23 protein-coding genes and 1 tRNA gene are annotated in these 23,121 nt (G+C 56.8%); 16 read left to right on the top strand and 8 right to left on the bottom strand.

The annotated features are described in order from the left end of the window. Positions 1 to 5: 5 nt before the first annotated feature. Both ACNSPV_RS04780 and ACNSPV_RS04775 read right to left on the bottom strand, forming a co-directional pair. Positions 6 to 251, bottom strand: coding sequence for a hypothetical protein (locus ACNSPV_RS04780; protein WP_249241181.1), 246 nt, complete (start codon positions 249 to 251; stop codon positions 6 to 8). A gap of 21 nt (positions 252 to 272) precedes the next feature. Further along, entirely contained in the window at positions 273 to 605 is a 333-nt protein-coding gene (locus tag ACNSPV_RS04775; protein ID WP_348584403.1) for a helix-turn-helix domain-containing protein, read from the bottom strand. 142 nt (positions 606 to 747) lie between these two features. Between ACNSPV_RS04775 and ACNSPV_RS04770 the strand changes: the two genes are divergently transcribed. Then, positions 748 to 1,101, top strand: coding sequence for a cupin domain-containing protein (locus tag ACNSPV_RS04770; RefSeq protein WP_080788749.1), 354 nt, complete (start codon positions 748 to 750; stop codon positions 1,099 to 1,101). A 169-nt stretch (positions 1,102 to 1,270) separates the two neighbouring features. Here the strand turns inward: ACNSPV_RS04770 and ACNSPV_RS04765 are convergent, their stop codons facing one another. Continuing rightward, entirely contained in the window at positions 1,271 to 2,848 is a 1,578-nt protein-coding gene (locus tag ACNSPV_RS04765) for a recombinase family protein (RefSeq protein WP_348584405.1), read from the bottom strand. A 450-nt stretch (positions 2,849 to 3,298) separates the two neighbouring features. On the opposite strand from ACNSPV_RS04765, the gene ACNSPV_RS04760 reads away from it, so the two are divergent. Both ACNSPV_RS04760 and ACNSPV_RS04755 read left to right on the top strand, forming a co-directional pair. Further along, complete coding sequence (locus ACNSPV_RS04760) at positions 3,299 to 4,279, top strand: helix-turn-helix transcriptional regulator (RefSeq protein WP_249234995.1); 981 nt, start codon at positions 3,299 to 3,301, stop codon at positions 4,277 to 4,279. Positions 4,280 to 4,357: 78 nt separating this feature from the next. Continuing rightward, positions 4,358 to 5,653, top strand: coding sequence for a GLUG motif-containing protein (locus ACNSPV_RS04755; RefSeq protein WP_097774243.1), 1,296 nt, complete (start codon positions 4,358 to 4,360; stop codon positions 5,651 to 5,653). Positions 5,654 to 5,852: 199 nt separating this feature from the next. On the opposite strand, the gene ACNSPV_RS04750 is transcribed toward ACNSPV_RS04755, so the two are convergent. Continuing rightward, positions 5,853 to 5,928 (bottom strand) — tRNA-Val (locus tag ACNSPV_RS04750). A gap of 235 nt (positions 5,929 to 6,163) precedes the next feature. Between ACNSPV_RS04750 and ruvC the strand changes: the two genes are divergently transcribed. From ruvC to ACNSPV_RS04690, 12 genes are all read left to right on the top strand, one after another. Then, the gene (gene ruvC, locus ACNSPV_RS04745; RefSeq protein ID WP_339394632.1) at positions 6,164 to 6,676 is read left to right on the top strand and encodes a crossover junction endodeoxyribonuclease RuvC; all 513 of its coding nucleotides are present in this window, start codon (positions 6,164 to 6,166) and stop codon (positions 6,674 to 6,676) included. Between the two features lie 107 nt (positions 6,677 to 6,783). Then, positions 6,784 to 7,398, top strand: coding sequence for a Holliday junction branch migration protein RuvA (gene ruvA, locus ACNSPV_RS04740; RefSeq protein WP_339394633.1), 615 nt, complete (start codon positions 6,784 to 6,786; stop codon positions 7,396 to 7,398). A 3-nt stretch (positions 7,399 to 7,401) separates the two neighbouring features. Beyond that, positions 7,402 to 8,457, top strand: a complete 1,056-nt coding sequence (gene ruvB / locus ACNSPV_RS04735; RefSeq protein WP_249237880.1) for a Holliday junction branch migration DNA helicase RuvB — start codon at positions 7,402 to 7,404, stop codon at positions 8,455 to 8,457. A 173-nt stretch (positions 8,458 to 8,630) separates the two neighbouring features. Continuing rightward, on the top strand, positions 8,631 to 9,986 hold the full coding sequence (gene glmM / locus ACNSPV_RS04730) for a phosphoglucosamine mutase (protein ID WP_348584406.1): 1,356 nt from the start codon (positions 8,631 to 8,633) through the stop codon (positions 9,984 to 9,986). Between the two features lie 16 nt (positions 9,987 to 10,002). Next, entirely contained in the window at positions 10,003 to 10,878 is an 876-nt protein-coding gene (locus ACNSPV_RS04725; RefSeq protein ID WP_291013552.1) for a class I SAM-dependent methyltransferase, read from the top strand. Positions 10,879 to 10,987: 109 nt separating this feature from the next. After that, positions 10,988 to 11,827 carry an energy-coupling factor transporter ATPase gene (locus tag ACNSPV_RS04720; protein WP_249237882.1) on the top strand — a complete coding sequence of 280 codons (840 nt, stop codon included), beginning with the start codon at positions 10,988 to 10,990 and terminating at the stop codon, positions 11,825 to 11,827. A 15-nt stretch (positions 11,828 to 11,842) separates the two neighbouring features. After that, the gene (locus ACNSPV_RS04715) at positions 11,843 to 12,763 is read left to right on the top strand and encodes an energy-coupling factor transporter ATPase (protein ID WP_348584407.1); all 921 of its coding nucleotides are present in this window, start codon (positions 11,843 to 11,845) and stop codon (positions 12,761 to 12,763) included. Further along, a complete protein-coding gene (locus tag ACNSPV_RS04710; protein WP_249237884.1) occupies positions 12,757 to 13,572 on the top strand; it encodes an energy-coupling factor transporter transmembrane component T family protein in 816 nt (271 codons plus the stop codon). Before ACNSPV_RS04715 ends, ACNSPV_RS04710 begins: the two co-directional genes overlap by 7 nt. A 62-nt stretch (positions 13,573 to 13,634) precedes the next feature. Next, a complete protein-coding gene (gene truA, locus ACNSPV_RS04705; RefSeq protein ID WP_348584409.1) occupies positions 13,635 to 14,381 on the top strand; it encodes a tRNA pseudouridine(38-40) synthase TruA in 747 nt (248 codons plus the stop codon). 12 nt (positions 14,382 to 14,393) lie between these two features. Further along, entirely contained in the window at positions 14,394 to 15,626 is a 1,233-nt protein-coding gene (locus ACNSPV_RS04700; protein ID WP_348584410.1) for a DUF5711 family protein, read from the top strand. A 135-nt stretch (positions 15,627 to 15,761) separates the two neighbouring features. Further along, positions 15,762 to 16,397: a hypothetical protein gene (locus ACNSPV_RS04695; RefSeq protein ID WP_348584411.1), complete on the top strand. Its 636-nt coding sequence runs from the start codon at positions 15,762 to 15,764 to the stop codon at positions 16,395 to 16,397. A gap of 24 nt (positions 16,398 to 16,421) precedes the next feature. Next, the gene (locus ACNSPV_RS04690; protein ID WP_348584412.1) at positions 16,422 to 18,731 is read left to right on the top strand and encodes an ATP-dependent Clp protease ATP-binding subunit; all 2,310 of its coding nucleotides are present in this window, start codon (positions 16,422 to 16,424) and stop codon (positions 18,729 to 18,731) included. Between the two features lie 280 nt (positions 18,732 to 19,011). On the opposite strand, the gene ACNSPV_RS04685 is transcribed toward ACNSPV_RS04690, so the two are convergent. The 4 genes from ACNSPV_RS04685 to ACNSPV_RS04670 all read right to left on the bottom strand — a co-directional run bounded on the left by ACNSPV_RS04685 (position 19,012) and on the right by ACNSPV_RS04670 (position 21,404). Continuing rightward, positions 19,012 to 19,920 carry a radical SAM mobile pair protein B gene (locus ACNSPV_RS04685; protein ID WP_348584414.1) on the bottom strand — a complete coding sequence of 303 codons (909 nt, stop codon included), beginning with the start codon at positions 19,918 to 19,920 and terminating at the stop codon, positions 19,012 to 19,014. Beyond that, positions 19,908 to 20,597: a radical SAM mobile pair protein A gene (locus tag ACNSPV_RS04680; protein WP_348584415.1), complete on the bottom strand. Its 690-nt coding sequence runs from the start codon at positions 20,595 to 20,597 to the stop codon at positions 19,908 to 19,910. Before ACNSPV_RS04680 ends, ACNSPV_RS04685 begins: the two co-directional genes overlap by 13 nt. Beyond that, on the bottom strand, positions 20,594 to 21,031 hold the full coding sequence (locus tag ACNSPV_RS04675; protein ID WP_348584417.1) for a radical SAM mobile pair system MarR family transcriptional regulator: 438 nt from the start codon (positions 21,029 to 21,031) through the stop codon (positions 20,594 to 20,596). Before ACNSPV_RS04675 ends, ACNSPV_RS04680 begins: the two co-directional genes overlap by 4 nt. Before the next feature lie 115 nt (positions 21,032 to 21,146). Continuing rightward, the gene (locus ACNSPV_RS04670; RefSeq protein WP_339394642.1) at positions 21,147 to 21,404 is read right to left on the bottom strand and encodes a hypothetical protein; all 258 of its coding nucleotides are present in this window, start codon (positions 21,402 to 21,404) and stop codon (positions 21,147 to 21,149) included. A 220-nt stretch (positions 21,405 to 21,624) separates the two neighbouring features. Between ACNSPV_RS04670 and gltX the strand changes: the two genes are divergently transcribed. Further along, positions 21,625 to 23,094 carry a glutamate--tRNA ligase gene (gltX, locus tag ACNSPV_RS04665; protein ID WP_339394643.1) on the top strand — a complete coding sequence of 490 codons (1,470 nt, stop codon included), beginning with the start codon at positions 21,625 to 21,627 and terminating at the stop codon, positions 23,092 to 23,094. Positions 23,095 to 23,121: the final 27 nt, after the last annotated feature.

The following is a 23,121-nucleotide window of genomic DNA, read 5'->3' as shown; positions in this document are numbered from 1 at the left end:
AACTTTTAAGCGGGCATATCGTTGCTGCGGTCAGAGCGCTTCAAACCAAGAAACGGAGGCACTTCGGAACGCTTCAGCCCTTGCTCGTGTGCTTTTTTCAGTTGATATTCGTGCAGGGCAATGCTGTCCAGCAGATCGCGCTGATTTTGGGAAGCTGCATAGTAATCAACGCCGAACCGCTTGCAGACTGCGCTGAGTTGGTCGAGCATTTCGACGGCAGTAGGGGACATTCGTTTGACCTCGATATCCATAGAAGCACCACCTTATATCGATCATGACCGATCAACGACGGATTTATAGTAATTGCCAAAGTCTGCAAGTGCATTGACGATTGGCAACATTTCCGCTCCGAGATCGGTCAATCCATATTCCACTTTGGGAGGATTCTCGTGATAATCACGGCGGTAGGCAAGTCCATCATCGATCATCTGCCGTAAACTCTCGGTCAAAACTTTCTGCGAGATCCCGTCGATGCTTCTTTGCAACTCATTGAATCTCCATGGACGCTCTTTCAGATTTCGCAGAAGCAAGAGCTTCCATTTTCCGCCAATCAGGGATACTGCTGTTGCAACCGGACATTCCGGCAGTTCTTCTTTTGTACGCATATCGGTCACCTCGGTATAGAGTATAGCACATTCATTTTTGAGTGTACAGTTACAAAAAGGTGCGTACTTGTTTTTGAATGTGTGAGCTTCTATACTTAACTCAGGCAATGAAAGATTGCGAATCAAAATGGAGGTGCTTACAATGGCAAGCTACACAAAAATGACAGTTGGAAAAGAAAATCGGACGGAGCTTCATGAAAAACTCGCCCTGACTGGTGCGGAGATCAGCCTGAATACGCTTCCTGCGGGAGCAAATGTTCCGTTTGTCCACTCCCACAAGGCAAATGAGGAAATCTACGGTGTTCTTTCCGGCAAAGGCAAGGTCGTTATCGATGGCGAAGAAATCAGCCTTGCAGCAGGCGACTGGCTGAAGATTTCTCCCGTGGCAAAACGTCAGTTCTTTGCTGCAAGCAATTCTGAAATCACTTATATTTGTATTCAGGTCAAGGAGAATTCTCTCGAAGGCTATACTGCAACGGATGCTGTGATCTACTGATAAAACATATCAAAACAAAAGGCAGGATACCATCGCCACGATGATACCCTGCCTTTGCTCGTTCCTGTTCTCGTCCTGTACCGTCCACCACGAAAAAAGTCGCCAGACCGAATGGTCTGGCGGCATCTTTCTTGGTAGACATTCCTATGCGTTGGGAACCGCGCACTAATCAAAGCCCCAGTGGGGCTTTGATTGCCTTCGCTGCGCTCGGCACGTGCTGTTCTCGTCCTGTACCGCCCACCAAAACAAAAAGACCCGACTCGAATGAGTCGGGTTGTTTTGGTGGAGCATTGTCCACAGCACTCGAACCCAACACTTCCTCACGGGTGACCGTCTTGGCATCGTCCGTGAAGTTGAAGTTGAGTACGACCCGGTCATCAAAGACGTAGACCGAGTTGACAAAGGTATCAATGATCTGCCGCTGGTGTTCCGTGCTGCCCACGTCACCCTTGCGGAATTTTTCAAGCCAGAACCGAATCCACTCACGGGTCAAGACGGGCTTTTTCAGCTCTTCTTCCAGAATGCTGGTGTTCAGAGCTTCTTTCCGGGCTTCCAGCTCGTCCAAACGCTGCTTGGTGGTCGGGGTCAGGATGCCCTGTTCAATGGCTTCCAGAAGGTTTGCCAGCCGTTTCTCCGTGTCCCTGAGCTGGTCTTTCAGGACAGGCAGCCGGGTGTTCTCCTTCTGCTGGGCTTCCATGACCAAATCTATCAGCCGTTCGATGATTTCATCGTTAAAAATCACCTTGATGGCGGTATCCACCACGAACCGTTCCAGCGGCTCCTTGCGAATGGCTTTCAGGTCACAGTGCGCCTTGCCGTGGCGTTTGGCGTTGCCGCACTTGTAGTAATAGTAGGTGTTTCCCATGTGGCTGGTGCCGCTTTCGCCACCCATCAGGGTGCCGCACTTGCCACAGAACAGCTTAGTGGTCAGCAGATAGCTCACATCCTCTTTTGCAGGCCGACCGTGGGCGATCCTGTTCTGCTCGAAACGCTGCTGCACCCGGTCGAACAAATCCTGGTCAACAATAGCCGGAATGCCGCCCGGCGTCACAATGTCCTTGTAGCGGTATTCGCCGATGTAGCGGCGGTTGCGGAAGATCTGGAAGAAGCTGTTCTTCACGAACGGCTTCCCGGTGCGGGTACGCAGGCCGCGCTCGTTCAGGGAGGCGGCAATCTTCTCAGCCGGTTCGCCGTCGGCGTATCGGGTGAAGATCTCCTGCACGATGGGAGCCGTCTCCGGGTCGATATGGTACAGCCTGTCCTCCTTGCCAATGGTGAAGCCCAGCGGCACCACACCGCCGTTGTACTTGCACTGGAGGGCATTTTCGCGCTCACCGCGCGCCACTTTCAGGGCGAGTTCGGCGGAATAGTATTCCGCCATGCCAATCAGCATACTCTCCACCATAATGCCTTCAGGCCCCTGCGAGATGGGTTCCATGGCAGACACCAGATGGACACCGTTCTTTTCCAGCTGGTACTTGTAGTTCACGGCATCGAATCGGTTCCGGGCAAAGCGGTCCAGCTTCCAGACCAGAACCACATCGAAGATTTTCTTTCCGCTGTCTTTAATCATCCGCTGAAAGTCCGGGCGGTCATCCGTTTTGGCAGAGTAGGCACGGTCAATGTAGGTGCCGACCACGGTGATGCCGTTCTTCTCGGCGTAGTCCTTGCAGTCGCGCAGTTGTCCTTCAATGGACGCTTCGCGCTGGCTGTCAGATGAATAGCGGGCGTAGATTACAGCGGTCATGGGAGCACCTCTCTTTGCACATCATTGAATCAACGCAATGTTTCGTATAACCTATATACCATATTTCACACCTGTTTGCAAGAAAAACAAAACGGAAAAGTGGTGGTGCTCATCGTGAACACCACCACTTCAGAAGAAAAAAGTTCTTTGCCCGCTTATGCGTTTTAACAATTTGGAAACAATTACGGAAAATCGAATTTGAGCTTATTAGCTGAGAGCAAGAATCGTCCCGTGGCCACAAATTTTCAGTTCTTGAAAATTTCCTGTCCATCCGGGACTTCACTTCTTCAACTCTTGCGAGTTTCCGAAGTGTTCTTGTTGGGGCGTGCCTGCCCCAAACCCTGCTAGGAACGCGTGCTATAAGCTGGAATTTATAGATTCAATGGATAAAGGTGTGGCTTGTTCCAAACTCATGCATTTATTATAATAGGGCTGTGAGGAGGTGCTGGAATGAAGCAGTGTCCCATTGATTTCTTTGACCCGGAGGTGCAGCATTTGGCCGCATCTGCCGGGTGCAGACTTTACCGGATGCAAAACGACACCGGCGAAGGGCTCATCTCTGAATATCCGATCCTGTCGGGGATCGATCTTTTCTACAATGACTTTCACATGAAGGACGGGCAGAATCAGAACAAACGCCCCATGCCGGATACCATCGAAATCAATCACTGCCGGGAAGGGCGGTTTGAGTGCGAATTTCAGAACGGCGATTATCAGTATATTGGTGCGGGCGACCTGTCCATTCACCGGCTGAGCCACACCACCCGGCAGACCCGTTTTCCACTGGCGCACTATCACGGCATTTCCATCACCATCGACTTGCCGCGGGCGCAGCAGACGCTTTCTTCTCTGGAAGCCATCATGGGCGATCTTGATATCCATTTGGAAGCCATCGCCGAGCGTTTCTGCCGGGAAGAGAGCTGCTATGTGCTGCGCAGCAACCGGGAAGTCGCGCACATTTTCTCGGAGCTGTATGCCGCCCCACCGGAACGGATGGCACACTACCTGAAAGCCAAGGTACTGGAACTGCTCATGCTCCTAAACGACCTACCGCAGGAGTCCTTCTCGGAAAAGCGGCAGTTTTTCTCCCGCAGTCAGGTCACGGCTGTCCGGGCGATACACGATGCAATGATACAAGATCTCAGTCACCATTACACATTGGCTGAGCTTTCCCGGCAGTTCGGCATTGCGCAGACTTCCATGAAGCTCTGCTTCAAAGCCGTTTATGGCAGCTCCATTTATCAATACATGAAAACCTACCGGATGCAGACCGCCCGCGTCCTTTTGCAGGATACAAGCCGCAGTGTGACCGAGATCGCAGCTACACTCGGCTATGATAACCCTAGCAAATTTTCGGAAGCGTTCAAAAAGGAATACGGCATAAGCCCCACTCTGTTCCGAAACTCGCCGTCCGAATTGGATGTTTCCTGACGGTTCGGAGTGGCAGACCGTCTTTGTTTTGTTATACTTTCTGGTTAGAAGAAACTAACAAAGAAAGGATATTCCATTATGAGACGAATTCAAACCGGCGTGATTGCCGTATGCCTCGCCGCCGCTCTCCTGTCAGGCTGTGCAGGTTCTTCCGCCCAGAGTACCGCAAGCAGCACTGCCGCAAGTTCTGCGGCAGCTTCTTCCATCAGCACCACTGCTGTTTCCGCCAACTATGACGGTGGTTCCGGCACGCAGGAAGACCCCTACCAGATCAACAGCGTAGATTCCCTGCTGACCTTTGCTTCCAACGTCAACGATGGCTCGCAGGGCGGCTATGCCGGTGTTTCCTTCAAGCTGACCAGTGATCTGGACCTGTCTGGCGTCGAGTGGGCTCCCATCGGCAACATGAACGACATGGAAACACACTCCACCCTGTTCCTCGGCTCCTTTGATGGCGACGGCCATACCATTTCCAACCTGAACTATACTTCGGATGTTTACAACTGCGGTGCCGGTCTGTTCGGCGTAAGCTGCGGTGAGGTGAAAAATCTGACACTGGAAAATGCCACGGTCGCAGTAACGGAAGGCACTTCCATGGCCATTGGCGGTGTTGTGGGCTACAACATGGGCTCTGTAGACAACGTCACACTGAAAGGTGATTCCACCATTACCGGCAACAACTGTGTCGGCGGCATCGTGGGCGGCAACAACAACTCCATCACCAACTGCACGGTGGAGGGCGCTACCGTGGTCGTCATCGGTGACAATCACTTTACCGATCAGATCATCCAGGCAGACGTTGCCGAGTGCGGCGGTCTGGTAGTCGGCGGCAGCTTTGGCGGCAGCATCGACAGCTGCACCGCATCCGGCACCGTAAAAGCCACCGGCAATGAGCCGGTGGGTCTGGGCGGCATCGGTGGCTGTCTGGAAATGATGGACACCATCACCAACTGCACCGCTGATGTGACCATCGAGAGCGAAAACGGCGGTCACGCCATTGGCGGTTTATGCGGCTATGCGGGTACTCATTCCAACCCGGATATCTGCCTTGAGACGGAAGGCTTCTCCACTAAAAACTATCCCTCTGTCATTGACAACTGCAATGTGACCGTGAACATCAAGGCAAACGGTGCCACCCATGTGGGCGGCCTTGTGGGTACTGGTCTGTACTACTACGGTGAGGAGACGGTTTTCAAAATCACCAACTGCTCGGTAAAGGGCAGCATTGACGGTGCCGTTACACCCGGTACCGTTGCAGGCCGCGCCGAGGGCAGCACCATTGAAAGCTGCACTGCCGATGTGACCATTGACGAGAACGCTGGTACGGAGCAGGTCGGCACAACGACCCAGATGTACGAAAGCGCAGACCAGTAAAATGATTTTCTCCATAAGGGCAATCAAGTTCGCACAATGATAACTTGATTTCAAAGAAAAAGGCAGGATACCACCGTCATGGTGATACCCTGCCTTTGCTCGTTTACTGTTCCGAGTAGTCCTTTCGCAGAACCTCTTGTAAACAAAAAACGTACCCGAACCCCTTCTCATAGAAAATCGGGTTCGAGTACGAACTGTATGGTGGACGGTACAGGACTCGAACCTGTGACCTCCTGCACGTCAAGCAGATGCTCTACCAGCTGAGCTAACCGTCCATATTCCGTTTTTTGCCGAAATCAGCTTGTTTATGTTATCATACCTTTTGCAAAAAAGCAAGCCTTTTTTGCAAAAAATATAAAACTTTTTTGAAATTACGGTCTCAAAAAGGCCTTTTCTGCGCGGGAACGCAGATTTCGGCGCAAAGGATCGGCGGCTTTCTGTTGCTCACACTGTTTTGTTGTGATATAATAATAAAGTTATAATAGGAATAGTATCGGAAGGTATCGCAGCATGAGAGTTTTGGGCATCGACCCCGGCTACGCCATCGTGGGCTGGGGCGTGGTGGATTACGGGGGCAACCGGTTTGCGCCGGTGGATTTCGGTGCGGTGTGCACCGATGCAGGCGTGCCGTTCGAGCGGCGTCTGGATGAGGTGTACACCGGCATCAAAGAGGTGATCGAGCGCACCCGGCCTGAGGTGCTGGCCATCGAAAAGCTGTTCTACCAGCACAACCAGACCACCGTGATCGGCGTGGCCGAGGCGCGGGGGGTCATTCTGCTGGCAGCGGCGCAGGCGGGCCTGCCCATCTACGAGTACACCCCCATGCAGGTCAAGCAGGCAGTCACCGGCTACGGCAAGGCAGTGAAAAAGCAGGTGCAGGAAATGACCCGCGTGCTGCTGCATCTGCCCGCCGTGCCAAAGCCGGACGATACCGCCGATGCGCTGGCAATGGCCATCACCTTCTGCCACACCAACGGCAACCAGCTCAACCGCTTTGTCCGCCGTGTGGCCGGGCCGATCTGACCCTCTCACCGGTTCCGTCCGCCTGCGGCGGCGCGGTGCCGGAGCTCTCCCGAAGGGCGAGCTGAACAGAGGAAAATTGGCCGACACAGAAACTGAGAGGGTTTCAAATGATCTACTGTCTGACAGGAAAAATCGTCAAAAAAAGCATGAATGCCGTGGTGCTCAGCTGCGGCGGTGTGGGCTACTACGCCCAGTGCCCGGCCAGCGTGGCGGGCGCACTGCCCGGCGTTGGCAGGGAAGCCACCATCTACACCGTGATGAGCGTCACCGAGAACGATGTGAGCCTTTACGGCTTTGCCACCGAGGAGCAGCAGGCCTGCTTTGAGATGCTGACCGCCGTGTCCGGCGTGGGCCCCAAGGTGGGCCTTGCCATCCTGAGCGTGATGGAGCCGGAGCGGGTGGCGCTGGCGATCTCGGCGGGGGACCACAAGGCGTTCAAGGCGGCTTCCGGCGTGGGCCCCAAGCTTGCCCAGCGCATCGTGCTGGAGCTGAAGGACAAGGTCGCCAAGGGCTTTGTGGACGGCATCTCGCTGGAGGATGTGGCGGGGGCTTCTGCGCAGACGCCCGCCGCCCAGAGCAGCAGTCAGGCCATTGCGGCGCTGGTATCGCTGGGCTACAGCCAGAGCGAGGCCGCACTGGCTGTTTCCAAGATCGATGCAACATTGCCCGTGGAAGAGATCATCAAGCTGGCCCTGCGCGGCATGGCAGCAGGCAGGAGGTAAACGATGCAGGACGAAACCGCGCTGTATGGCGCAAAAATGATGCAGCCCGGCATGACTGCGGCGGACAGCGAGGAAAACAACCTCCGCCCGCAGCATCTGGAAGACTACATCGGGCAGGAAAAGGTCAAGCAGAACCTGAAGATCTATCTGGAAGCCGCCAAGCGGCGCGGGGAGCCCATGGACCACATCCTGCTCTACGGCCCGCCGGGTCTGGGCAAGACCACGCTGGCGGGCATCATTGCTAACGAGATGGGGGTGCAGATCCGCATCACCAGCGGCCCGGCCATTGAAAAGCCCGGCGACCTTGCCGCCCTGCTGACCAACCTGCAGGAGGGCGATGTGCTGTTTATCGATGAGATCCACCGCCTGTCCCGGCAGGTGGAAGAGGTGCTGTATCCGGCGCTGGAAGACTATGCGCTGGATATCATGATCGGCAAGGGCCCCAGCGCCCAGAGCATCCGCATCAATCTGCCCCGGTTCACGCTGGTGGGGGCCACCACCCGTGCGGGCCAGATCACCGGCCCGCTGCGGGACCGCTTTGGCGTGCTGCTCAAACTGGAGCTGTACGGCCCGGACGAGCTGAGCCGCATCATCCAGCGCTCGGCAGGCATTCTGGATCAGCCCATCACCCCGGAGGGCGCATACGAGTTGGCCAAGTGCAGCCGGGGCACCCCCCGCGTGGCCAACCGCTTTTTGAAGCGCATCCGCGACTTTGCCACCGTGCTGGGCGATGGCATCATCGATCAGGACGTGGCCCTGATGGGCCTCAAGAGGATGGACGTGGACGCGCTGGGTCTGGATGAACTGGACCGCAGCCTGCTGCGTGCCATCATTGAAATGTACAACGGCGGCCCGGTGGGTCTGGAAACGCTGGCGGCGGCTCTGGGTGAGGAGGCCGTCACGCTGGAAGACCTGTGTGAGCCGTATCTGATGCAGATGGGCTTTCTGACCCGGACGCCGCGGGGCCGCTGTGCCACCCGGCTGGCCTACGAGCATCTGGGCCTGAAAGCGCCGGAGACCGGCGCGCCCGAAGAGAACGGGCAGCAGAGTTTGTTCTGAGATAAACGGGCTTGCCCTCTCAGTCTCACTTCGTTCGACAGCTCTCCCAAAGGGAGAGCTTCATGAGCGAAAAACCAAAAGATGCCAAAAAGCTCCCCCTTTTGGGGGAGCTGGCAATGCCGCAAGGCATTGACTGAGAGGGTTCTTCTTTCTATAGAAAGTGGGGTTTTATTATGGGAAAATACTTTGGAACCGATGGCGTGCGCGGTGTAGCGGGCGCAGACCTGACCTGTGAACTGGCTATGAAGATCGGCCGCGGCGCCGCCGCGGTGCTGACCGGCAGCACCGGCCACCGTCCGCGCATCCTGATCGGCAAGGACACCCGCCAGTCCGGCGATATGCTGGAAGCAGCCCTGACAGCCGGTCTGTGCAGTGTGGGTGCGGATGTGGAGAGCCTTGGCGTTCTGCCCACGCCCGCTGTGGCCTATCTGGTGGGCAGATACAATGCAGATGCCGGCATCGTGATCTCGGCGTCCCACAACCCGATGGAGTTCAACGGCATCAAGATCTTTGCCGGTACCGGCTACAAGCTGCCGGACGAGGTGGAGAACGAGATCGAGGTCTACATCGACAACGACTGTGCAGGCATCGAGCTGAAGACCGGTGCCGAGGTGGGCCGTGTTTACCGCCGCGACGACGGCCTGCAGGACTATGTGGATCACCTGTATGAGTCCATCCACGGCGACCTGACCGGCCTGAACGTCTGCATCGACTGTGCAAACGGTGCTTCTGCCGCTGTGGCGCAGAAGCTGTTCCCCCGTCTGGGCGCAAAGTGCACCTTCCTTGGCATTGCACCGGACGGCCAGAACATCAACAGGGGTGTGGGCAGCACTCATCTGGAAAATCTGGAAAAGGCCGTGGTGGAAGGCGGCTTTGACTGCGGCATTGCATTTGACGGCGACGCCGACCGCTGCCTTGGCTGCGACGAAAAGGGTCAGGAGATGGACGGCGACAAGATCATTGCCCTGCTGGCGATGACCATGAAGGAAAAAGGCCGTCTGGACGGCGACACCGCTGTGGTCACGGTCATGTCCAATCTGGGCTTCATCAAGTACATGGAGGCACAGGGCATCAACACCGAAAAGACCGCCGTGGGTGACCGCTATGTGCTGGAAAACATGCGCGAGAACGGGTTTGCCATCGGCGGTGAGCAGAGCGGCCATGTGATCCTGCTGCACCATGCCACCACTGGTGACGGTGAGCTGACCGCCGGAAAGCTGCTCAAGCTGCTGGCGGAGAGCGGCAAAAAGATGAGCGAACTGAACGGGATCTATGCCCAGTACCCGCAGGTGCTGGTGAATGTGACCGCCAACGCCGCCCAGAAAAAAGCCTATAAAGAGGACGAGGTGCTGGCCGGTTTCATTGAGAACGAGCAGCAGAAGCTTATGGGCATGGGCCGCGTGCTGGTGCGGGTGTCCGGCACCGAGCCGAAGATCCGCGTGATGGTGGAGGGCCAGGATCTGGATGCCATCCACCGCTGCGCCGACCGCATCGTGGATAAGATCAACAAACGCATTCTGGGACAGTAAAAGAAGGGAGGACGCCATGCGCCCTGCAGATACCTGGAAAGACTATGAACTGCTGGATGCCACCGACGGCAACCGTCTGGAGCGCTGGGGTGAGACCATCCTCATCCGCCCGGACCCGCAGGTGGTGTGGAAAACGCCCAAGCAGAGCCCCCTGTGGGCAAAGGCAGATGCGGTGTACCACCGCTCCAATCAGGGCGGCGGCGAGTGGGAATACAAGCGCCGTCTGCCCGAAAAGTGGAAGATCAGCTGCGGCGAGGGCGAGGATAAGCTCACCCTCATCGTCAGCCCCACCGGCTTCAAGCACACCGGCGTGTTCCCGGAGCAGGCTGTCAACTGGGCATGGTACGCCAAAAAGATCCGTGCCGCAGGCCGCCCGGTAAAGGTGCTGAACCTGTTCGGCTACACCGGCGGTGCCACGCTGGCCTGTGCGGCGGCAGGTGCCACCGTCTGCCATGTGGATGCCTCCAAGGGCATCGTGGCGTGGGGCAAGGACAATGCCGTGGCAAGCGGCCTTGCCGACCGGCCCATCCGCTGGCTGGTGGACGACTGTGCCAAGTTCGTTGCCCGCGAAAAGCGCCGCGGCAACACCTACGACGGCATCATCATGGACCCGCCCAGCTACGGGCGCGGCCCCGGCGGTGAGATCTGGAAGCTGGAGGACTGCATCTACGACCTCATCAGCCAGTGCGAGGAAGTGCTGAGCGATACGCCGCTGTTTTTTGCAGTGAACAGCTACACCACCGGCCTGTCCCCGGCGGTCATGGAATATATGCTCAAGACCACACTGGTGCCCCGCTTTGGCGGGCAGACCTCCTGCGATGAGATCGGCCTGCCGGTCTCTGCCACCGGCGGCGTGGTGCCCTGCGGCGCAACGGCCATCTGGGAAGAGTAATATAAAAAGCAAGAGATTTTCAACACCACACGCAGTGTGGTGTTGAAAATGATATAGAATGGGGTACAGCCCCTTTCAGAGGGGCGCACCACCAGAAAGAGAAACACAAATGGAAGAGACGATTTTAACAGCACAAAATCTGAAATTCCGCTACGACAGCGACCAGCCGGTCTACGCACTGGACGGTGTCTCAACGGAAGTAAAGCGCGGCGAATTTGTGGCCGTGCTGGGTGCCAACGGCTGCGGCAAGTCCACTCTGGCAAAGCACTTCAACGCCATCCTGCTGCCGGAGAGCGGCAAGGTCTACGTGGAGGGCATGGACACCGCAGACGATGACAAGATCTATGATATCCGCCAGACCGTGGGTATGGTGTTCCAGAACCCGGACAACCAGATCGTTGCCACCGTGGTGGAGGAAGACGTTGCCTTTGCACTGGAAAATCTTGGCGTGCCGCCGGAGGAAATGCGCCGCCGCGTGGACGACTCCATGAAGATGGCCGGCATCTATGAGTACCGCGAGCGCGCGCCCCACAACCTTTCCGGCGGCCAGAAGCAGCGCGTTGCCATTGCGGGCGTGGTTGCCATGCGGCCGGACTGTCTGATATTAGACGAAGCCACCGCCATGCTGGACCCCCGGGGCCGTGAGCAGGTGATGCAGACCATCCACTACCTGAACAGGAATATGGGCATCACCGTGGTGTCCATCACCCACTACATGGAGGAAGCTGCGCAGGCAGACCGTGTGCTGGTGATGAGCAAGGGCCATGTAGTGATGGAGGGCACCCCCAAAGAGGTGTTCAGCCAGACCGAGAAGGTGCGTTCCCTGCATCTGGATGTGCCGCAGGCCGCAGAGCTGCGGGACGAGCTGGTGAAGGCCGGCATCCCGATGCCGGAGGGCATCATCAACACCGGCGAATGCGCACAGGCTCTGTACGAGCTTTTGCAGTAAGGGAGGGCAGACGCAATGGCAGATATCATCAAAGTAGAACATCTGAGCTACGTCTACAACCCCGGCATGCCCAATGCGGTCACTGCGCTGGACGATGTGAGCTTTACGGTGGAAGAGGGCGACTTTGTGGGCATCATCGGGGCCACCGGCTCCGGCAAGAGCACCCTCATCACCCATATGAACGGCCTGAACAAGCCCACCAGCGGCAAAATCTATATCGATGGGCGCGACCTGTGGGCCGACCCGGAGAAGATCCGGGATTTCCGCTTCCTCACCGGTCTGGTGTTCCAGTATCCGGAATACCAGCTGTTCGAGGAGACCTGTTATAAAGATATCGCGTTCGGCCCCAAGAACATGGGTCTGGACGAAGCCGAGATCGACCGCCGCGTGCATGAAGCCGCCGATTTCGTGGGCCTTGACCCGGCCCTGCTGGAGCGCAGCCCCTTTGAGCTGTCCGGCGGCCAGAAGCGCCGGGTGGCCGTGGCGGGCGTCATGGCTATGAAGCCCCGCATCCTTGTGCTGGACGAGCCTGCCGCCGGTCTGGACCCGGAGGGACGGGACGACATCCTCAGCGAGGTGAAGGAGTACCACAAAAAGACCGGCACCACCGTGCTGCTGGTGTCCCACAGCATGGAGGACATTGCCAAGTATGCCAACCGTGTCCTCGTGATGAGCAACAAGAAAATTGCCATGTACGACACGGTGGAAAAAGTCTTTGCCCGCGCTCCGGAGCTGCTGGAGCTGGGCCTTTCCGTCCCGCAGGTGACGAAAATTTTCCTCAAGCTGCGGGAGATGGGGGTGGATGTGCCCGCCGATGTGTACACCATCCCCTATGCGGTCAAGATGATCCTGGAGGCGAAGCGCCGCCGGGATGCAGGCGAGAGCCTCGTGCTCCCGCGGGAAGCAAAGCAGAAAGGAGGTGCTGCCGGATGCTGAGAGATATCACCATTGGCCAGCACTTCCCGGGCAACAGTCTGGTGCACCGGTTCGACCCGCGCCTGAAGCTGGTGCTGACCATCGCTTATATCGTGCTGCTGTTTGCAGCCTCCAATCCGCTGGGCCTTACCCTTTCCATCCTGTTTCTGGCAGTGATGTACCGGGTGGCAAAGATCCCCGGCAAAATGATCCTGAAGAGCCTGAAGCCCATCCTGCCCATCGTGGTGTTCACGGCGGTGCTCAACCTGTTCTTTGTGTCGGGCGAGGGCGAACCGCTGGTGCATATCGGTTTTTTGACCATTTATGCCGAGGGCGTGCGCTATGCGGTGCTGATGGCGGTGCGCGTCATGGCGCTCATCGCGGGCACCAGCCTGCTCACCTACACCACCAGCCCCATCGTGCTCACGGACGCCATTGAGCAGCTGCTCAAGCCGCTGGGCAAACTGCACTTCCCGGTGCATGAGCTGGCCATGATGATGAGCATTGCCCTGCGGTTCATCCCCACCCTCATTGAGGAGACGGATAAGATCATGAACGCCCAGAAGGCCCGCGGTGCCCAGCTGGACACCGGCAAGATGACCGACCGGGTCAAGGCGCTGGTGCCGGTGCTCATCCCGCTGTTCATTTCGGCCTTCCGCCGCGCGGACGAGCTGGCCATGGCCATGGAATGCCGCTGCTACCGGGGCGGCGACGGCCGCACCCGCCTGAAGGTGCTGCGCTGCGAAAAGCAGGATTATATCGATCTGGCCGTGTGCATCGCCTGCTTTGCAGTGATCCTTGCCTCCCGGCTGGTGTTCCCGAATTTTTAAAGAGGAGAACCCTCTCAGGCGCTTGCAATGCCGGAAGGCATTGCCTGAGAGGGTTTTAGACTATGAATTTTTTACTTACCCTTGCCTACGACGGCACCAATTACTGCGGCTTTCAGGTGCAGCCCAACGGGCGCAGCGTGGCCGCTGCGTTTCAGGACGCGCTGGAAGCGGTGCTGGGCTCCCGGCCCGACATCAAGGGCTGCAGCCGCACCGATGCGGGGGTGCATGCGCTGGGCTTCCGGCTGAACTTCCACGCCGATACCCGTATCCCGGCAGCAAAGCTGCCGCTGGCGCTGAACCAGCATCTGCCGCCGGACATCCGGGTGCTGGATGCACAGCCGGTGCCGGAGGACTTCCACGCCCGGTACGCCGCCCACACCAAGACCTATCTCTACCGCATCCACAACCACCCCATCGATTCGCCTTTTGATGCGGCCTATTACACCCGGGTGCCCCGGCATCTGGACGAAGCCAGAATGCAGGCGGCAGCACAGCAGTTCGTGGGCAGGCACGATTTTCTGGCCCTGTGCGCGGCGGGCTCTTCCGCTGCAGCCCATGGCGACACGGTGCGCACCATCACGGACTGTCACGTTACCCGCAAGGGGGACGAGATCGACATTGAAGTGACCGCCGACGGCTACCTGTACAACATGGTGCGCATTCTGGCGGGCACTTTGTGTGAAGCGGGCGCAGGCCGGCTGGACCCGGCGGAGATCCCCGCCATTCTGGCAAGCCGCGACCGCAGCCGCGCCGGGCCGACCCTGCCCGCCAAGGGCCTGTTTTTGAAATGTGTGGAGTATGATCTGTAAGGAGAACCATCCATGAGCAAAATTCGCCGCGGCGACCATTCCAGCGAAGGGGAGCCGCTTTCTGCCGGGCGCGTCGAATATCTGGAAGCCGCCCGGGCCCGGGTGCGCACACGGCGCATCCGCCGCACCGTTATCATCGTAGCGGTGCTGACCATCCTCGTCCTGTTTGCCACCGGCGCGGTGGGCTCCTCCATCGCGCGGGCAAAGGATCTGGTGGATACGGCTGCCATCGCGCTGGCCCCGGCGTCCGGCTGGCCGCAGCAGACCGGCATCACCGACCCGGACACGGTGCAGCAGCTTTCCGGTGCCTTTGTGGAGATGGGCGGAGACAGCTGTGCTGTTTACAGCATGAATGGCACCCGGCTCAACAGCATCCAGAGCGGCTACGCCCGCCCGGCCATTGCAGTCGGCAAGACCCGCTTTGTGCTGTACAACCGCTCCGGCAGTGAGCTGCGGGTGGAAAGCCGCACCCAGAACCTTTACACCAAGACCATGGACAGCACCATCTACCTGTGCGCCGTGGCAGACGCCGGGCAGGTGGCTGTTGTGACCGACAATGCCGACAGCGCGGCAGCGCTGACCGTTTACAATTCCAGCATGCAGCAGCAGCTGGTCTGGAACCTGACCAGCGAGCAGGGCGTTCCCCTGCGCATGGCGTTTTCGCCGGACAGCCGCCGCCTTGCCGCAGCCGCTGTGACGGCAGTGGGCGGGCAGCTGACCACCAACCTGTATGCGCTGCCCCTTGCACAGGGCGACCCGGTGCTGCTGAGCACCGAGAACAGTGTGCCCCAGTGGATGGGCTGGCTGTCCAACGGCTTTCTGCTGGTGATCTACGAGAACCGCGCCGTGCTGTACAACACCACCGGCGGCAGCATCGGCGAGCGCGCCAGCTATGATTTTGGCGGCGGCACCCTCGTCAGCGTGTCTGCCGAAAACAATGGCGTGGCCCTGCTGCTGAGCAATGGCCAGACCAGCACGGCGGTGCTGCTGGACGGGGAGCTGACCGTGGGTTACAGCGGCAGCGTGCTCTCGGCCAGCCAGATCATCCGGGCAAAGAACGATGGCTTCTACCTGCTCACCGACAGCACGGTGGAACGCTTCAACAATGTGGGCGAGTTCCAGTGGAGCCAGCCGCTTTCGGCCCGGCCCCGGGCACTGGTCGAGGGCAGGCAGATTTTGGTGTTCACCGGCAATACGGTGCAGGTGCTCACGCCGCCGGAGCAGGCAGCTTCCAGCGGACAGTGACTTTTTTAGGTGGGAAATCATGCGGAAATAGCACTCTTGCGGGGAAAGTGATAAAAATAACAGGGAAAACAAGGTATGTTCAAGAATCCGTCATTTCTTTTTGATATTATATGCACTGTAGTATGGGTGATCCTGATGGTGCGCTATGCGCGCAAGGGCTTCCTTGCGTCCATGGTGGGGCTGGTGGGCAATCTGCTCAGCCTGCTGGGTGCCCACCAGCTTTCCGCCGCCTGTGCCGGATGGGTGTTCGAGCACATGCTGGCCGGCGGCTTCCGCACCCAGATCGCCGCCAGCATCGCCGCAGGCGGTGCGGTGGACCTTTCCGGCATTGCGGAAAAGTATGCAGGCTTTCTGCCCGCCAGCTTCCGCGCGTCCATCGTGGCGGCCTGCGAGCGCTCCATTGGGGCCGTTCTGGCCGACAATGCCGTGGTGCTGGCCGATTCCATTGTGGAGAATGTGCTGCAGCCCCTGCTCACCCCGGTGATCACACTGGTGCTGTTCTTCCTGTTCTACGCGCTTCTGCGCCTGCTGGTAAGTATGCTGGTCACGGTGCTGGGCCTTGTGAACAAGCTGCCGGTCATCGGCACGGTGAACCGCGGCCTTGGCTGGCTGGTGGGAGCCGGTACGGCACTGCTGGATGTCTATCTGGTGCTGTGCATCCTGTGGGGCCTCATCGTGATCACAGGCGGCAGCCTGAATGTGCTCAACGATACGGTGATGAGCACGAGCCTTTACTACAAAATCTTCAATCTCTTCAACCCTTTCCTGTAAAGGGTTTTGAATAAAGGAGGAACTATGCTCTGTATTCGATGCCAGAAACGTCCGGCGATCATCTTCATCCAGCGGATGGATGGCGGTCAGATGAAGCAGGAGGGCTACTGCCTGCACTGCGCACGGGAACTGCACATCAAGCCGGTGGATGATCTGATGAAGCAATTCGGCATGTCGGATCAGGACCTCGATAACATGGAGAGCCGCATGGAAAGCATGATGGAGGAAATGGGGGACTCGAACCCGCTCTCCATGATGATGAACATGGCAAACGGCGGCGAGGACGCCGACCCGGACAGCATGGACGAGGATCTTGTGCCCGGCAGCAATGCCACCTTCCCGCTGGGCTTTACCAGCAGCGATAAAAAGGAAGGCGATAAAAAGACCGACCGCAAAAACGGCAAAAAGCCGCCCAAGCGCAAATTTCTGGATACCTATTGCGAGAATCTGACCCGCAAGGCCCGGGAAGGAAAGCTGGACGATATCATTGGCCGCGACCGCGAAATTTATCGCACCATCCAGATTCTGAGCCGCCGCCAGAAGAACAACCCCTGCCTCATCGGTGAAGCCGGTGTGGGCAAGACCGCCATTGCCGAGGGCATTGCGGAGCGCATCGCAAAGGGAAATGTACCCATCGGCCTGAAGGATAAAGAAATCTATCTGCTGGACCTCACCAGCCTTGTGGCAGGCACCCAGTTCCGCGGCCAGTTCGAGCAGCGGGTCAAGGGTCTGCTGAGCGAGGTAAAGGCTGCGGGCAATGTGATTTTGTTCATCGACGAGATCCACACCATCACCTCGGCCGGTGAGAGCGAGGGTGCCATGAACGCGGGCAATATCCTGAAGCCCGCCCTCTCCCGCGGAGAAATTCAGGTCATCGGTGCCACCACCTTCAACGAGTACCGCAAGTACATTGAAAAGGATCAGGCGCTGGAGCGCCGCTTCCAGCCCGTGCGGGTGGAGGAGCCCAGCGTGGCCGATACACTTGCCGTGATGAACGGCATCAAGCGCTACTACGAGCAGCACCATCATGTGCAGGTTCCGGCCGATGTGCTTTCGGCCACCGTCACCCTGAGCGAACGGTATATCACCGACCGCTTCCTGCCCGATAAGGCCATTGACCTGCTGGACGAAGCCTGTGCCTGCTGCAATCTGGCCCATCCGGTCATTTCCGAGTATCTGGGGATGCAGAAGGAGCTGGATGCCCTGAAGCAGGAAGAAGCCGAGATGGAGAATGCGGATGTCAATGAGCCCATCGACTACGAGCGTGTGGCAGAGCGCAAGACCCGCATCGCCAAGCTGGAGGCAGAGCTGCCCGCAAAGCAGGCCGCCGCCAGCGAGATCCAGGTGACCATGGACGATGTGGCCAAGGTCATCGAGCTGTGGACCGGCATCCCGGCGGTGAAAATCCGCGAAACCGAGTTCGCGAAGCTGGCAAACCTTGAGAGTGAGCTGAAAAAGAAGATCATCGGGCAGGACGAGGCCGTGCATCTGGTGGCGCAGGCCATCAAGCGCAGCCGCGCCGACCTTTCCGGCCGCCGCCGTCCCGCCAGCTTCATCTTTGTAGGCCCCACCGGCGTGGGCAAGACCGAGCTGGTCAAGCAGCTGGCAAATCAGCTGTTCGACGGCCCCGACCCGCTCATCCGTCTGGACATGAGCGAGTATATGGAAAAATACGCGGTGTCCCGCATGATCGGTTCGCCTCCGGGCTATGTGGGCTACGAGGAGGCCGGTCAGCTTACCGAGAAGGTGCGCCGCCGCCCCTACAGCGTGGTGCTGTTCGACGAGATCGAAAAGGCACACCCGGATGTGATGAACATTCTGCTGCAGATTCTGGACGAGGGCAAGATCAACGATGCGCAGGGCCGCACGGTGGACTTCTCCAACACGGTCATCTGCATGACCTCCAACGCCGGCAGCAGCGACCAATCCACCGGCGGGCTTGGCTTCAACAAGAGCGAGGAACAGCTCAGCGAGGAAAAGACCCGCAAGGCGCTGGCCCAGTTCCTGCGGCCGGAGTTCCTTGGCCGCGTGGATGAAGTGATCGCCTTCAAGCCTTTGACGGAACAGACCCTGCAGGGCATCGCGGCCCTGATGCTGGACGAGTACAAGCCCGGCATGGAGGCCAAGGGCATCGCATACAGCTATACCCCGGCAGCCCTCAAGGCGCTGGTGCAAAAGAGTCAGGGCGGCAAGTTCGGCGCGCGCGATTTGCGCCGCGTGATCCGCAAGGCCGTGGAAGACCCCGCCGCCGAGCGCCTGATCGACGGCAGCCTTGCTTCCGGCGGCACCCTTGTGGTGGATGCCGATGAAAACGGCGAAATTATCTTGAAGTAAACAAAAAGCCCCTGCATCCGTTTTTGGAATGCAGGGGCTTTTCCGCTGTTCAGTGCTGTACGGCAAACTGGAACTTGTCGGAGCGAGGCCCCTCCATCTTGCTGCCGCAAGACCGTTCTGTCGCTTAAAAGCCCCACTGGGGCTTTCATTGTTCCGCTTCGCTCCACAAACGCGAACTTGTCGGGGCGAGGCCCCTCCATCTTGCTAACGCAAGACCGTTCGGTCGCTTAAAAGCCCCACTGGGGCTTTCATTGTTCCGCTTCGCTCCACAAACGCGAAATTAGCGATTTCTTTTTCCGGTATTCTCTGTCCCACGGATTTCCTCATGATAGAAATAATCTACGATCACCGGATGCCCCTGCGGGACTCTGCCATAAGGCATTTCATTATCCACAAAGGCACAATCGTACTTCTTAGCCATTTTCTCGGCTTTTACTTCAAGTGCTTCAAAGTAGCTGCGGTTATGCTTGTTATAGATCTCATCGTAAAGTGGTACAAGATCAGGCTGTTTTTCGGCGATATAATCCATAATTGTCTTTTTGAAACCGCCTCGAAGATTGAGATTTTCGAGCCAGAACAGATCGCACTGATCCTTTACCCGCTCAAAGATTGCTTCAAAATCCGTGATACCGGGAAATACCGGGGATACGAAACAGACTGTACGGATACCTGCTTCATATACCTGCTTCATAGCAGAGATACGGCGCTCAATGCTCGAAGCAGAGTCCATATCGTTCTTGAAATTTTCATCCAGTGTGTTGATCGACCATGAAACGGTTACACGTCCAAGCTTCTTCAGCAGATCAATATCCCGTACCACAAGATCCGACTTTGTGCAGATCAGAATATCTGCGTCACTGCCGATCAGCTGCTCCAGAAGTTTTCTGGTATTCCCGAATTGCTCCTCCTGTGGATTGTAGCCATCTGTCACAGAACCGATGACCACCCGCTGTCCGGCATATTTCTTCGGATTTTTAATTTCTGGCCAATGCTTCACATCAAGGAAAGTGCCCCATTCCTCCTTGTGCCCGGTAAAGCGCTTCATAAAAGAAGCATAGCAATACTTGCAGGCATGTGTACAGCCCACATAGGGATTGACCGAGTAACCGCCTACCGGCAGACTGGACTTAGTCATGATGTTCTTTGTTTCCACCTCACGAATGAGGATTCCATTTATTACTTCTTCCATGATTTCTGTACCTCTAACACTTTATTAAATCCTTCCGGCATTTCCTGAATCATATTTTCATCCTCTATGATAGGGACAAGGTCTTCCTTCATAAACACCGGAATGCCGAGCTTATCTGCCTGGTTCGCCAGAGACCATGCCCATTCCGGCTCCGTATGAATCTTCCTGCTCTGAGCTCCGGTCATGGTGCCGACAACGATCCAATTGATTCCGGAAAGGTCAACTGTGCCGGGATCGTCGAATAACGGCTCAAAGGTAACATGGTAATGTTTTGCTCTGACGTTTTTCCGAAGGGCGTCGATACGCCACAGTTCTGCTTTCCTCGTCACCGTAACGCCAAACCATGCGTTTTCCAGATCGGTATCAAAATCCAGCAGATCAGGTCGCTTGGTAAGGAACAGGAACTGATGCTGTGGATTTTCACGGATCTTTGCAAATACCTCGTCTCTCCATTCCGGCTTCCATCCGGAGAGATCGCTCATGCCGGTAAGAAGAAAGTTCTGCGGACGTTTCTTTTCCATCATCTTGAGCTTACCCGGAAAGAAATCAGGGGCAGCGAAATCATCCATCATATGCCAGCGTTTCACGTTGTTGCGGGCATAGCAATATGTACACCCCACTGTGCAGCCAATGACGATATTCATGTTCTGAATCTGATCTTTGATACAAATACTCATGACTTCTGCCACTCCTCAAGATTCTTTCTGATGCGGTCGAGGCATTCCTCAAACCGGGTAATTTCTTCCGCTGAAAAACCTTTGTAGTAAATACTGCCCATCTCATCAGATACAGAATCGTACTCGCCCTTTAAGGCATGTGCTTTCTCAGTCAGAAACAGGAGCGTTTTCCTTTTGTCCGTTTCAGACTGAACACGGCTTATCAGCCCTTGATTTTCCATTCTTTCCAGCATCGTAGTAAGAGATGTTATCGCTAATCCGCATTTAGTCGAGAGTGACCTGATTGAAATACCATCCTTCTGCCACAGCACATAAAGAATACGCCCTTGGGCTCCATTAAACGCATCAATATTCTTTTCACTGAGAATCTTCTCGAAAATCCGGTCTCCAAGCTGTTTTATTTTGGTGACAAGAAATCCTCCATTCATTTCCATACAAAAACTCCTATATAGTAGTTTATTAAAAACATACTATATAGGAGTTTTATTGTCAAGAGTTTATATGTCTTAATAGGTAAATTCCGTTTTTTCAATTCTCCAAACTGGAATTTTACAGGGTATGAATGATATGAGAAGCAAGTTCTGCATTTTCTTTGTCTACAAAAATCTCTGTAATATACCGAGGCTTTATTCCAAAAGTCCCGATTTGTGCTCGCATCCGTGCTGCGTCAAAAACACTTCGCTGATTCACATCTTTGGTTTTGCAATAGCATTTGATTCCAGCCGCTGTCAAAGCATCTGTAATACGGTGGCAATAGGTTGAATCCGAAACCGTTGCTACCTGTGACTTGAAGAATCGTTCCAGCATGGTGAACCTCCTGTGCAAAAAAGTTGAACGATGAGTACTTGATGAACCAACGTAGCAAATTCCGATTTATTGAATCAAGTATAGCATATTGCGAACAAAAGGAAAAGGATTAGATGTGAATGTATGATGTTATCCCGCATTGACAAAACAGCGCAGAATCAGTACAATAAAACATAGCTATCCGCAAATTTTTTGCATGAGAATAAAGGAGCGTTTTTCTATGCCGAGCAATAAAGTCCGCACCCGTTTTGCGCCGTCGCCCACGGGTTATATGCACGTTGGCAACCTGCGCACTGCCCTGTACACCTACCTGATGGCAAAGCACGAGGATGGTACCTTCATCCTGCGCATCGAGGATACCGACCAGGGCCGCTATGTGGAGGGTGCGGTGGATGTCATCTACAACACCCTGCGGGAGACCGGCCTGCTGTGGGACGAAGGCCCGGATATCGGCGGCCCCGTGGGCCCCTATGTGCAGAGTGAGCGCATGGGCATGTTCAAGCAGTATGCCGAGCAGCTGGTGGCTGAGGGCAAGGCATACTATTGCTTCTGCACCGAGGAGCGTCTGGAAGCTCTGCATGCCGAGCAGCGCGCCAACGGTGAGATGACCCACTATGACGGCTGCTGCCGCGACCTGCCCAAGGAGGAAGTGGAAAAGCGCCTTGCCGCCGGGGAACCCTATGTTATCCGCCAGAAGATCCCCCGCGAGGGCGTGACCGGCTTTGACGATGTGGTGTACGGCCATATCGAGGTGAACAACAGCGAGATGGACGACCAGATCCTCATCAAGACCGACGGTATGCCCACCTATAACTTTGCCAACGTGGTGGACGACCACCTCATGGGCATCACCCACGTCATCCGCGGCAGCGAGTATCTGTCCTCCACCCCCAAGTACAACCTGCTGTATCAGGCCTTTGGCTGGGAGATCCCCACCTACATCCACTGCCCGCCGGTGATGAAGGACGCCCAGAACAAGCTGTCCAAGCGCAACGGCGACGCCAGCTATCAGGATCTGGTGGCAAAGGGCTACCTGACCGAGGCCGTGCTGAACTATATCTGCCTGCTGGGCTGGAGCCCCAAGGGCGAGTATGCCGAGCAGGAGATCTTCTCCCTGCCGGAGCTGGTCAAGATCTGGTCTCCGGACGGTATCTCCAAGTCTCCCGCCATCTTCGACCCCCTCAAGCTGCGGGCCATCAATGCGGAATATATCCGCCGCCTGTCCCCCGAGGAGTTCCAGAAGAAGGCGGAGCCGTGGATCGACAAGGCCGTGCATACCCCCATTGACAAAAAGCTGCTGTGTGCAAACCTGCAGCCCCGCTGCGAGGTGCTGGGCGAGATCCCCGAGCAGCTGGATTTCTTTGATGTCATGCCGGAGTATGACGTGAGCCTGTATGCCAACAAAAAGCAGAAGACCACCCCGGAAACGGCGAAAGAGGCACTGGAAGCCCTGCTGCCGGTGCTGAGCGATGAGGCACTGGATTTTGGCAATCGCGATGCCGTCTTTGATGCCTGCAAGGCCAAGGCCGAAGAGCTGGGCAAAAAGAACGGCTGGCTGCTCTACCCGCTGGGCATTGCCCTGTCCGGCAAGCAGCGCACCCCCGGCGGCGGCACCGACCTCGCCTGCATGATGGGCCGTGAGACCACCCTTGCCCGCGTCAATGCGGCAATTGAAAAGCTGAACGGTTAAGCATAAGTACAGAGATCTGGGAGGTGG

Origin of the sequence: Faecalibacterium sp. 3 (genome assembly GCF_048323735.1) — a bacterium.
In the GTDB taxonomy this organism is placed as follows: domain Bacteria; phylum Bacillota; class Clostridia; order Oscillospirales; family Ruminococcaceae; genus Faecalibacterium; species Faecalibacterium wellingii.
This window is presented reverse-complemented; position numbering and strand designations above follow the sequence as displayed.

Bases quoted from the DNA above. Each gene is read 5' to 3' on its own strand.
- ACNSPV_RS04780 (WP_249241181.1), bottom strand. From the start codon at position 251: ATGGATATCGAGGTCAAACGAATGTCCCCTACTGCCGTCGAAATGCTC.
- ACNSPV_RS04775 (WP_348584403.1), bottom strand. From the start codon at position 605: ATGCGTACAAAAGAAGAACTGCCGGAATGTCCGGTTGCAACAGCAGTA.
- ACNSPV_RS04770 (WP_080788749.1), top strand. From the start codon at position 748: ATGGCAAGCTACACAAAAATGACAGTTGGAAAAGAAAATCGGACGGAG.
- ACNSPV_RS04765 (WP_348584405.1), bottom strand. From the start codon at position 2,848: ATGACCGCTGTAATCTACGCCCGCTATTCATCTGACAGCCAGCGCGAA.
- ACNSPV_RS04760 (WP_249234995.1), top strand. From the start codon at position 3,299: ATGAAGCAGTGTCCCATTGATTTCTTTGACCCGGAGGTGCAGCATTTG.
- ACNSPV_RS04755 (WP_097774243.1), top strand. From the start codon at position 4,358: ATGAGACGAATTCAAACCGGCGTGATTGCCGTATGCCTCGCCGCCGCT.
- ruvC (WP_339394632.1), top strand. From the start codon at position 6,164: ATGAGAGTTTTGGGCATCGACCCCGGCTACGCCATCGTGGGCTGGGGC.
- ruvA (WP_339394633.1), top strand. From the start codon at position 6,784: ATGATCTACTGTCTGACAGGAAAAATCGTCAAAAAAAGCATGAATGCC.
- ruvB (WP_249237880.1), top strand. From the start codon at position 7,402: ATGCAGGACGAAACCGCGCTGTATGGCGCAAAAATGATGCAGCCCGGC.
- glmM (WP_348584406.1), top strand. From the start codon at position 8,631: ATGGGAAAATACTTTGGAACCGATGGCGTGCGCGGTGTAGCGGGCGCA.
- ACNSPV_RS04725 (WP_291013552.1), top strand. From the start codon at position 10,003: ATGCGCCCTGCAGATACCTGGAAAGACTATGAACTGCTGGATGCCACC.
- ACNSPV_RS04720 (WP_249237882.1), top strand. From the start codon at position 10,988: ATGGAAGAGACGATTTTAACAGCACAAAATCTGAAATTCCGCTACGAC.
- ACNSPV_RS04715 (WP_348584407.1), top strand. From the start codon at position 11,843: ATGGCAGATATCATCAAAGTAGAACATCTGAGCTACGTCTACAACCCC.
- ACNSPV_RS04710 (WP_249237884.1), top strand. From the start codon at position 12,757: ATGCTGAGAGATATCACCATTGGCCAGCACTTCCCGGGCAACAGTCTG.
- truA (WP_348584409.1), top strand. From the start codon at position 13,635: ATGAATTTTTTACTTACCCTTGCCTACGACGGCACCAATTACTGCGGC.
- ACNSPV_RS04700 (WP_348584410.1), top strand. From the start codon at position 14,394: ATGAGCAAAATTCGCCGCGGCGACCATTCCAGCGAAGGGGAGCCGCTT.
- ACNSPV_RS04695 (WP_348584411.1), top strand. From the start codon at position 15,762: ATGGTGCGCTATGCGCGCAAGGGCTTCCTTGCGTCCATGGTGGGGCTG.
- ACNSPV_RS04690 (WP_348584412.1), top strand. From the start codon at position 16,422: ATGCTCTGTATTCGATGCCAGAAACGTCCGGCGATCATCTTCATCCAG.
- ACNSPV_RS04685 (WP_348584414.1), bottom strand. From the start codon at position 19,920: ATGGAAGAAGTAATAAATGGAATCCTCATTCGTGAGGTGGAAACAAAG.
- ACNSPV_RS04680 (WP_348584415.1), bottom strand. From the start codon at position 20,597: ATGAGTATTTGTATCAAAGATCAGATTCAGAACATGAATATCGTCATT.
- ACNSPV_RS04675 (WP_348584417.1), bottom strand. From the start codon at position 21,031: ATGGAAATGAATGGAGGATTTCTTGTCACCAAAATAAAACAGCTTGGA.
- ACNSPV_RS04670 (WP_339394642.1), bottom strand. From the start codon at position 21,404: ATGCTGGAACGATTCTTCAAGTCACAGGTAGCAACGGTTTCGGATTCA.
- gltX (WP_339394643.1), top strand. From the start codon at position 21,625: ATGCCGAGCAATAAAGTCCGCACCCGTTTTGCGCCGTCGCCCACGGGT.